Raw genomic sequence first — 8,769 nt, 5'->3', positions numbered from 1 at the left:
CGCCGGCGGCCGGAGCGGGCGGCGCCGCGGCGGCCCCCGCCGGAGCGGGCATGGGCGGCGGCGCCTCCGCCGCGGGCCTCGACTCCTTCCTCGCCGAGGCCTGCCGGCGCCACCCGGACCTCGCCCTGCACGCGATCGTCCTCTGGGGCGTCCTGAACCCCGGTGCCGGTGACGCGACCGGCCCCACCGGCGTCCCGGGGCGATCCGCCGGAGCGCCCGGTACGGCGGGCACGAGGCCGGCGGCCCCGGGCACCAGGGCCGCCCCGGCCGCGTCCGGTGGGCGGGCCGAGGGCACCGGACGGGTGAGCCCGCACCTGATGCCCCTGCGCGCGGGGCACCGCAGCTTCCTGCGCGCCATGATCGCGCTCGATTCGACCAGTCATCCCGAGTCGTCCCGCCGCGTCTACCTCGACCTGGCCCGCGAGCTGGAACGCTTCGCGCGGGCCCATGCCTCGGCGCGGCCCGACGCTCCCGGGACGCCGTCCGCGTCCGGTCCGGCGGGCGCGGTGCGCTGGCTGCGCGAGAGCGTGGCCGGCCACCTCGGTACGGGCCGTGCCGGGGGCCCGGCCCCGGGCCGGGCGTGGAGCGGCGTCAACCAGATCGACCTGGGCTCGTTCAACGAGTGCGTGGTGATCGAGACCGTGCGGCTGTCGGGCACCATCACCCGCGGCGAGATCGCCCATCGCACCGGGCTCACCCAGCAGTCGGTGTCACGCATCGCGCGCTCGCTCCTCGACCGGGGCATCCTCATCGAGGACGCGCAGCTCAGGGCCACCTCGGGCAAGCCCCGCACGCCGGTGAGGCTGTCCGGCACGGCGGCGCACGCGCTCGGCATCCACATCGACCCGGAGGTGCTGACCGCCGTCGTCATCGATCTGGACGGCGCGATCGTGTGCACCCGGACGCGGCCGGTGAGCGCGGACACCGCGCCGGAGGCGTTCGTCGAACGCGTGGCGTCCCTCGGGCGCGAGGCGCTGGCGCAGGCCCGGGGCAGGGTGCGGCCCGAGGGGTTCCTCGGCATCGGCGTGGCCGTACCGGGACCGGTGGACATCGCGTCCGGCACCGTGCTCGGGCCGCCGCTGATGACCGCGTGGGACGACCTGCCGCTGCTGTACCTGCTCAAGGACCACTTCCCCTGCCCTGTGCTGATGGAGAAGGACTCGACGGCGGCCGCGGCGGGCGAGCGGTGGATCGGCCGGGACCGCAGGGCGCGCGACTTCGCCTACCTCTACCTCGGCACGGGTGTGGGCACCGGCCTCTACCTCAACGGCGATCTGTACCGGGGGATCAGCGCGAACGCCGGTGAGTTCGGCCAGCTGTGCGCGATCGCGCTGGGGCGGGTCGGCGCCGAGGGCAGGCCCGAACTGCTGCCCGAGTGCAATCCCCCGGTGTCGGTCGTGGACCGGGCCGCGCGCGGGGGCGTGCTGCCGTCGCCCGCCGGGGGCTCGACGGCCGCGTACCGGGCCGTCGGCAGGGCGGCCGCCGCCGGTGACGCGGCGGCACAGGCCGCCGTGCGGGAGGTCGCGCGGGCCGTTGGCCGCGGCGCGCTGGGACTGGTCGACCTGCTGGACATCGACCTGATCGTGCTGGGCGGGCCCTTCTGCACCGAGGACGTGGCGCCCTACTACCTGGAGGAGATCGGGCGTGTCGTCAACGAGTTCCCGACGGCCCGCAGGTTGCGCCGGGTCGAGGTCGAAGCGTCGGTGCTGAGCGCGGAGGCGGCCGCGGTGGGGGCGGCCTCGACCCTCTTCCACGCGACGTTCACCCCCCGCCTCGGGGGGCGCGAGGGGCGCACCGCGCGGCCGGTTCCGTACGGCTGAACCGGCGGGGTCGGACAGGCCCCGGCCCGTCGTGAGTCCTGCCTCGCGCAGCGCGGGACCGTCGCGCGCCACGCCCGTGCCGGGCGGGCGGGGACGGGAGTTCGGCCCGGCGCCGGTCCGGACCGCCCGGGCGGGGCGCCGGCGCGGTCGCGCCCCGCCCGGGCGGCGGGTGTCAGACGACCGGGCGGGTCGGCCGGGTGGCCGTCAGCCCGATCTGCTTCTTCAGCATGCGGCCGCCGTCGCCGGTCAGGCGCAGGTAGTAGTCGGACGAGCAGGCCGTCCCGTCCTCGTCGAGCGCGTAGATGCCGGAACCGGACGGCACGCCTGAGGCGTTGGCCGCCGTCTTGGCGATCTGGTTGCCCTCGTTGAACTCGTCGAACATGGAGATGTAGATGCCCTGCGCCCCGAGGCGGCACATGTTGTAGAACTGCCGCCACATGAAGTCGCCGTGCGCGCGCTGGCGTTCCTGGAGGTCCCCGGGCAGGACGCACGGCTGGTAGTCGATGCCGTGCGCCTGGCAGTCGGCCAGGTCCGGGGTCTGCACGTTCGCGTAGAAGTTGTCGGCGTCCGCCGCGTTGCCGATGCGCCCGACCATCCACGGCGAGATCATGTCGAAGGCGTGGTAGACGTCCGAGAAGCCGGACCGCGAGTCGTCCGACGAGGTGCGCCAGTGCGTGGGCACGCCGCCGATCACGTAACAGCCCTGGGACCTGAACCAGTTGACGACGTCCAGGCAGGGGCCGGCACCGAACGGCCGGGCGTCGTCGCTGAAGCCGAAGCCCCAGACGCAGACGACGGGCTTCCCGTTCTGCCGGGCGTAGGCGGAGGAGGCGGTGTGCGCCTTCATCTTGTTCGTCCAGTCCGCCTTGATCTCGGACTGCATGGCGGTCCAGCCGGTGACGTCGTACATGATGTAGAACTTGCGGCCGTGGCTCTCGGCGGCCTGGCGCACCTTCTGGGCCATCCCGTCACGGGTGGGGCCCTCGGGGCTGTTGGGGTTGAAGCGCTGGAGGGCGGCCGTGTCGATGCCGTTCTGCTGCATCCACAGGAAGTGCGTGTCGACGGTGTTCTGGTCCCACGACGAGAAAAGCGCGGCGGGCGCGCCCGAGTTCAGGTTCGCGTAGGCGGTCCGGTACGTCCGGCTGAATTCGCCGACGTCCGGCCACGACTTGATGGTCGTATTGCTCGGCGACGGCGGCTGGCCGCCGTTCTGGCTGTAGTGCCACCAGCTGTTGATGGGGGCGCCGTCGCCGACGCACGCGAACCATCCCTGATAGCCGACGGAGATCTTGCCCACGACGTCCCCGGGCCCGGAGGCCGCGGGGCTGGACGCGGCGCGCGGGGCGGTGGCCGAGGCCGTGGCCTCGGCGGTGGCACCGAGGCCGAGGGCGGCGCCCGCGCCGAGCGCGGTGGCGAGGACGTGCCGTCGCGAGATGCTGCTCACCGAGTTTTCCTCCCGGTCGAATTCTGCCAGTGAATGCGAATACCCGTGGAAGTGGGGGGTTTCAGGCGGCGGCAGCCCGCCCGACTCCCAAAGGGGCGCCCGTGCAACGTAGTCGGGCTCGGCCACCCCGCACAAGACGCGCGCACGAAATGGACGGCAGGTGAATTCCGTTTCCCGTCAGTCCAATTCTTTGACGATTTCCGATTGTTGCGGAATGGGCGGCGCCGAGGCGTGTGCGCCGCTGTTCACGCCCCCCAATGTCCCCGTGCGCTTGCGTGCGCGCCCGATCCGGTGGGGCAGCCCTTCCTGGAAGGCCGGACCGGCACGTCGGGGGAGGATGGTGCTCGTGCACGCACCGCTGTTGGTGAGTTGGCTGCTCGTCGCGGTGTGCTCGGCGTCCGGCGCGTACTGCGTCCTGCGCACGCGCAGCCGGGTCCCGCAGCGGCGCACCACCGCGCGCGGTGAGGCGCTGATGGGGTTCGGAATGGCGGCCATGGCGCTTCCGGCCGCCGTCGTGGCGCCCCCGGCCTGGGTCTGGACGCTCTACGTGGGGCTGTTCGCCGCGGCCGCGCTCGTGGCGGGCGGCGCGATCGCGCTGCGCCGCGGGCGTCCGGGCCACCATCTGCACCACCTGCTGGGCATGCTGGCCATGGTCTACATGGCGTGGGTTATGGCCGCGGCGCCCGCCGGGCACGCCTCGATGACCGGCATGGCGGGGATGGGCGCGGCGGCGGGGCCCCCGGGCTCGGCACCCGTGACGGGCCTGCTGCTGCTCTACTTCGCCGGGTACGTCCTGTGGGCGGGCGCCCGGCTCATGCCCGGAACGCTCACCGCAGGAGCGGGGACGGCAGGCGGACCGGGTCCGGGGCGCGGGCCCGCGGTGGGCTGGGGCGAACGACCCGAGCTGGCGCTCGCGTGCCGGCTGTCGATGGGGACGGCGATGCTGGCGATGCTGCTCACGCTCTGAGCCCGGGCAGCGCCCGCCCCGCGCGGTGGGCACGCGGGACGGCGGCGGGTTGCTGCCGTACGTGACCGTTCGGGTGCCCGCGCGCCCGGCTCACCCTGGAGCGTGAACGAGGGGCCGCCGCCGCAGGCACCGGCGGGTGGACCCGGGCAGCGGAGTGCGGGCCGACAGCCCTGCGTACGGCGGGAGTTGCGCGGCACACCCCGTCACGGACCGGCGGCGTGTCCTGCGTCACTTGCCGTCCGCGCCCTTCGCCCGCGCACCGTGCCCCTCATAGGGTGGGGACATGATGCTCTCGCTGGCACTGTTGCTGCTCGGGGCGCTCGCCGCCGTCGTGGCACCTCGGCTGCTGGCGCGGGCCGACTGGCGCGAGCGCGAGCCGGTGGTGGCGCTGTGGGTCTGGCAGTGCGTCGTCGCCGCGGTGCTGCTGAGCTTCGCGCTGTCGATGGTCTTCAGCGCGGCGGCCACCTGGGCGTCCGTCCGCGGCCACGTCTTCGCGTCGGCTCCCCGGGGTGTGGTCCGCGCCTACGCGCTGGACGGCCACCGGCCCTGGTCCGCGGCGCTCGCGATCGTCCTGGCCTGCGGCGGGGTGTGGACCGCCTGGATGCTGACCCGGGAGATCCACCGCTCGCGCCGCCGGCGCCGCGCCCGGCGCAAGGAGCTGCTGGTCCGCTCCCCCCTCCTGCCCGGCGAGGTCCCGGGCGAGGAGCCCCTGGTGGTCCTGGAGGGCGACCGGCCCGACGCCTGGTGGCTGCCGGGCACCGCGCCCCGGCTGGTCATCACGACGGCCGCGCTGCGCCGCCTCAAGGACCGCCAGCTCGACGCCGTCCTCGCGCACGAGGAGGGCCACGCGCGGGCGCACCACGACTGGCTGCGTCACTGCGCCGGCGCGCTGGCGAACGGATTCCCGCAGATCCCCGTGTTCGCGGCGTTCCGTGACGAGATCCACCGGCTGGTGGAACTGGCCGCGGACGACTCGGCGTCACGCCGCTTCGGTCACCGGACGATCGCGCTCGCGCTGGTCGAACTGAACGAGGAGCGGGGCGTGTTCGGTCCGGCTCCGACGCCGGACGCGGAGCTGCCGCAGCGGGTGAACCGGCTGCTCTCGCCGGTCCCCCGGCTCGCCCCCGCCCACCGCCTGCGGCTGACGGCCGCAGCGGCCCTCGTGCCCGCCGTACCGCTGATCGTGGCGCTCGTCCCGGGCCTGCGCGCCCTGGGCTGACCCGGTCCGCCCGACGCCGCGTCCGCCGGGGGCCCGGACGGGTCCCGCCGCCCGGCGCCGCGGACCCGGCCCGGCGTTCGGGGCGGGCGGCGGACCGGGCGTAACGTAACGGCATGGCCAGTTCAGCACTGCAGTTGATTCCCGCCGCGGTCGACCGCTTCGGCGCTCGCGTGCACGCGGTCGACGGGCACCGGTGGAACGACCCGACGCCGTGCTCCGAGTGGACGGTCCGGGACCTCGTCAACCACCTGGTGGGCGAGCACCTGTGGGCCCCGCACCTGCTCGCAGGGGAGTCCCTGGAGCAGGTGGGCGACCGCTACGACGGCGACGTGCTCGGGTCCGACCCGGTGCGCGCGTGGGACGAGGCGGCGGAGCGCTCCCTGGCGGCGTGGGAGGTCGCCGATCCCGCCGGGACGGCCCGGTTCTCCTTCGGCGAGGCCCCGTTGAGCACGTACGCCGACCAGATGCTCGTCGACCTGACGGTCCACGAGTGGGACCTGGCCCGCGGGGCCGGCCTGCCCGAGTCGCTCGACCCGGCCGCGGTGGGCCACGCCCTGGACTACGCGCGCGCCAACGCCGAGCGGATGGCCGGCGCGGGCATCACCGCGGCTCCGGTGCCCACCACCAGCGGCGATCCGGCCGTCCAGCTCCTCTCCCTGCTGGGACGGGCCGTCTGACGGGCGCGGCACGCCCCCTTCCCCGACGCGCCGCACCGGCGGAGCCGGACGCTCTCGGGCGGGGCGGGCCGGTGCCGGGAGCCTTCGTGCGTCCGGCGCGGTCCCGTGCCGGACGGGCGTACCGGGGCGGGCACGAGCCGGGGCGGACGGGCGCCGGGACACCCCGGCTGGGGCGCGGCGCGCGGCCGGTGCCGCGTACGGCACGCGGGCCCCGCACACGGCGAGGATCGTGCGCATGCGCGTACCCCTGACGCGGGCCACGCGGACGGCCGCGGTGGGTGCGGCCCTCTTCGTCGCGCTGCTCGCCCTGGTGGCGGCCCGGTGGGGGCCGCTGCTGCGGCTCGACCGGGCGGTGGCCGTCGGCCTGCACCCCGCGGCGCTCGCCGATCCCGGCCCGACCGCTGTCGTCAGGGTGTTCAGCGACGTGGTCTGGGATCCCTGGACGATGCGCGCCCTGACGGCGGCCGCCGCGATCGTGCTGTGGATCCGTCACGAGCGGCGCCTCGCGGTGTGGGTCGCCGGGACCACCGTCGTCGGCGCGGCGCTGCAGCAGGTGCTCAAGGCCGCCGTGGACAGGGCCAGGCCGCATTGGGCGCATCCGGTCGACTCGGCGCGTTTCGCGGCCTTTCCGTCCGGCCACGCCATGACGGCCGCGCTCGCCTGCGGGCTGCTCCTGTGGGTGCTGCGGCGCCGCGGCACCACCGGCGCGAGCTGGGGCGCCGCACTCGCGGTGGCCGCGGTCTCGGTGGCGGGCGTGGGGTTCACCCGGTTGTGGCTGGGCGTCCACTGGCTGTCCGACGTGGTGGCCGGCTGGCTGCTCGGTGGCTGCCTCGTCGCACTGTCGGTCGCCTGTTACGGGCGTTTGGCCTTGTCCCGGAGCCGGTGAGGCGGCAAGGATCGCACCATGACGTTCAAGGCAGTCCTCTTCGACTTCTCAGGGACCCTGTTCCGCATCGAGCCGGCCACGTCGTGGCTGAGCGCGGCACTCGCCCAGACGGGCGTCGACATGTCGTCCGAGGAGCTGCGGCGGTGCGCGATGCGCCTCGCCGTGGCCGGTGCGCTGCCCGGCGGGCAGCCGCCCGAGCGGGTGCCCGCGGACCTCGCGGACGTGTGGTCGGCGCGGGACGAGAGCGCGGCGCTGCACCGCGCCGCGTTCACCGGACTGGCCCGGCGGGTGGACCTTCCGGAGCCGCTGTACGACGCCCTCTACGAGCGGCACATGGCGCCCGCGGCGTGGCGCCCGTACGCCGACACGGCCGAGGTGCTCGGCGGATTGCGGCGCGCCGGGATCGCGGTCGGCGTGGTCAGCAACATCGGCTGGGACCTGCGGCCGGTGTTCCGCGCGCACGGGATGGACCACCTCGTCGACGCCTTCGTGCTGTCCTTCGAGCACGGCATCCAGAAGCCGGACGCCCGCCTCTTCCAGACGGCCTGCGACGAACTGGGGCAGGACCCGCACGACGTGCTGATGGTCGGCGACAGCCGGGAGATGGACGGCGGGGCCGCCGCGCTCGGCTGCGAGGTGTTCTTCGTCGACCACCTGCCGGTGCAGGAACGACCCTCCGGGCTGCGGCCCGTGCTCGCGCTCGCCGGTCTCGGCGCCCTGTCCTAGGGAGCGTCCGCGAGGTCTGCGCGTGCGCCCGGACGCTCCGGGCAGGGAGAGACCTTGCGGGTCGGCCCGAATCCCGCGGGCCGTCCGGCACATGCCGCCGCCCGGACGGCGTGTGCCGGACACGACCCGGCAGGAGCGGTGCGGCGCCGCGAACCGGGAACGTGGCGCCGCGCCGCCGGGGCGCGCCCCGGCACGTTTGCGGAGTGGGCATGCGTGTGCGTCTGCCTTGGACGATCCCCCGCGTCGCCCAAGGCAGACGAGCCCAGCCGAACGGACCCGCAAGGGGCCCCGGCAAGACGCTCCGAGTATACTGGCTAAGAGCCAGTCAACGCAGGAGTAAGCATGTCTCCCCGAAGCCCAGAGGTCAACGAGGAAATGCGGCGGCGCTCGCGCGAGCGGCTTCTGGACGCCACCGTGGAGCTCGTCTCGGAGGCCGGTTACGAGGCCACGACGCTGGCCGGCATCGCCGATCGGGCCGGTGCCGCGCGAGGCCTGGTCTCGTACTACTTCCCGGGCAAGCGGCAGCTTCTCCAGTCCGCCGTGCACCGGTTGATGCACCGTACGCTCCAGGCGGGGCTCGAGCGCGAGCCGCGCACGCAGGACGGGCGGGAGCTGATGGCCAGGGCGATCGACGCGATCCTCGGCCTCACGGTCTCCAGCCCGACGCTGATGCGCACCCACATGGCGGGCATCCTGCAGGCGGAGGGCTTCGTGCAGTGCCCCGAGCAGCAGCGGCTCGCCCAGCTGCTGCGCGAGACGGTCGTCCGGTACGGATCGCCCGAGCCGGACGCCGACTACCCGCTGCTGCGGGCCCAGTTGATGGGCGCGGTCTTCGCGGTCCTCATGCCCGGCGCGCCCATGCCGCTCGCACGCCTGCGGGCCGACCTGTTCGAGCGCTACGGCCTCGACTGGCAGTCGGGCCGCCCGCCCGCCGCCGAGCCGGCCGGCGGGGCGCCGGTGCCGGGCTGAGGCGTCAGCCGCGCCTGCGGCGCGCCGGCAGGTGCCCCTCGTCGCGCGCTCCCGCGATGAG

At 75.0% G+C, this 8,769-nt stretch carries 8 protein-coding genes; 7 read left to right on the top strand and 1 reads right to left on the bottom strand.

From position 1 onward, the window contains the following. The coding region (locus tag L1885_RS18365) for an ROK family transcriptional regulator (protein ID WP_235798221.1) at positions 1-1,820 on the top strand (1,820 nt) is incomplete at its 5' end. 172 nt (positions 1,821-1,992) lie between these two features. Here L1885_RS18365 and L1885_RS18360 read toward each other — a convergent pair. Then, entirely contained in the window at positions 1,993-3,264 is a 1,272-nt protein-coding gene (locus L1885_RS18360) for a glycoside hydrolase family 99 protein (RefSeq protein ID WP_235798220.1), read from the bottom strand. A gap of 346 nt (positions 3,265-3,610) precedes the next feature. On the opposite strand from L1885_RS18360, the gene L1885_RS18355 reads away from it, so the two are divergent. The 6 genes from L1885_RS18355 (at position 3,611) to L1885_RS18330 (ending at position 8,708) form a co-directional block, all read left to right on the top strand. Beyond that, a complete protein-coding gene (locus L1885_RS18355) occupies positions 3,611-4,231 on the top strand; it encodes a DUF5134 domain-containing protein (protein ID WP_372481972.1) in 621 nt (206 codons plus the stop codon). A 283-nt stretch (positions 4,232-4,514) separates the two neighbouring features. After that, positions 4,515-5,450, top strand: coding sequence for a M56 family metallopeptidase (locus L1885_RS18350; RefSeq protein ID WP_235798218.1), 936 nt, complete (start codon positions 4,515-4,517; stop codon positions 5,448-5,450). 113 nt (positions 5,451-5,563) lie between these two features. Beyond that, positions 5,564-6,127, top strand: a complete 564-nt coding sequence (locus L1885_RS18345; protein ID WP_235798217.1) for a TIGR03086 family metal-binding protein — start codon at positions 5,564-5,566, stop codon at positions 6,125-6,127. A 235-nt stretch (positions 6,128-6,362) separates the two neighbouring features. Beyond that, entirely contained in the window at positions 6,363-7,013 is a 651-nt protein-coding gene (locus L1885_RS18340; RefSeq protein ID WP_235798216.1) for a phosphatase PAP2 family protein, read from the top strand. A gap of 18 nt (positions 7,014-7,031) precedes the next feature. Continuing rightward, entirely contained in the window at positions 7,032-7,739 is a 708-nt protein-coding gene (locus L1885_RS18335; RefSeq protein ID WP_235798215.1) for an HAD family hydrolase, read from the top strand. A 342-nt stretch (positions 7,740-8,081) separates the two neighbouring features. After that, positions 8,082-8,708: a TetR/AcrR family transcriptional regulator gene (locus L1885_RS18330; RefSeq protein WP_235798214.1), complete on the top strand. Its 627-nt coding sequence runs from the start codon at positions 8,082-8,084 to the stop codon at positions 8,706-8,708. The last annotated feature ends 61 nt before the right edge of the window (positions 8,709-8,769 follow it).

This window comes from Streptomyces fuscigenes (assembly GCF_021556455.1).
Taxonomy (GTDB): domain Bacteria; phylum Actinomycetota; class Actinomycetes; order Streptomycetales; family Streptomycetaceae; genus Streptomyces; species Streptomyces fuscigenes.
The sequence above is the reverse complement of the archived record's forward strand: the minus strand, read 5'-3'. Positions and strand labels throughout refer to the sequence as shown.

What these genes read in the sequence shown, in the direction of transcription:
- L1885_RS18350 (WP_235798218.1), top strand. Translation starts at nt 4,515, where the DNA reads ATGATGCTCTCGCTGGCACTGTTGCTGCTCGGGGCGCTCGCCGCCGTC.
- L1885_RS18345 (WP_235798217.1), top strand. Translation starts at nt 5,564, where the DNA reads ATGGCCAGTTCAGCACTGCAGTTGATTCCCGCCGCGGTCGACCGCTTC.
- L1885_RS18340 (WP_235798216.1), top strand. Translation starts at nt 6,363, where the DNA reads ATGCGCGTACCCCTGACGCGGGCCACGCGGACGGCCGCGGTGGGTGCG.
- L1885_RS18335 (WP_235798215.1), top strand. Translation starts at nt 7,032, where the DNA reads ATGACGTTCAAGGCAGTCCTCTTCGACTTCTCAGGGACCCTGTTCCGC.
- L1885_RS18330 (WP_235798214.1), top strand. Translation starts at nt 8,082, where the DNA reads ATGTCTCCCCGAAGCCCAGAGGTCAACGAGGAAATGCGGCGGCGCTCG.